The organism is Sphaerisporangium rhizosphaerae (assembly GCF_042665155.1).
Taxonomy (GTDB): domain Bacteria; phylum Actinomycetota; class Actinomycetes; order Streptosporangiales; family Streptosporangiaceae; genus Sphaerisporangium; species Sphaerisporangium rhizosphaerae.
Genome location: NZ_JBHTCG010000119.1, coordinates 1 through 543, shown reverse-complemented (window position 1 = coordinate 543; position 543 = coordinate 1). Strand labels below are relative to the sequence as shown.

1 protein-coding gene is annotated in these 543 nt (G+C 69.4%); it reads left to right on the top strand.

Going from position 1 to position 543, the window contains the following annotated elements:
* On the top strand, positions 1–543 hold a 543-nt coding region (locus tag ACFQSB_RS40355), incomplete at both ends, for an acyl carrier protein (RefSeq protein ID WP_380832661.1).

Sequence of the window (543 nt, the reverse complement as noted above, 5' to 3'; positions counted from 1 at the left end):
CGGGGGAGCGGTTGCCGGCGTTGTTGCGTGATCTGGTGGGTGTGCGGCGCAGGGTTGCGCTGGATGCTCCTGCGGGTAGCGGTTCGTTCGCTGATCGGTTGGCTGAGCTTCCTGCCGCGGAGCGTCAGGCAGCGGTGACCGAACTCGTACGCGCGCAGGCGGCCGCAGTGCTGGGGTACGGCGCGGCCGAGTCGGTCCCGGTGGACCGGGCTTTCCATGAACTGGGCGTCGACTCGCTGATGGCGGTGGAGTTGCGGAACCGGCTGGGCCGGGCGGTCGGGCTCACCCTGCCGGCGACGCTGGTCTTCGACCACCCATCGGTGAACGCGCTGACGGACTTCGTGCTGCGCCGGCTGCTAGGCGGGCAGGCCGACCAGCGGAGGACGCGGCGTCCGGCGGCGGTCACCGATGATCCCATCGCGATCGTGGGGATGGCTTGTCGTTATCCGGGTGGGGTGGATGGTCCGGAGCGGTTGTGGGGGTTGTTGGTCGGTGGTGTGGATGCGGTGGGTGGTTTTCCGGGTGATCGGGGGTGGGATGTTG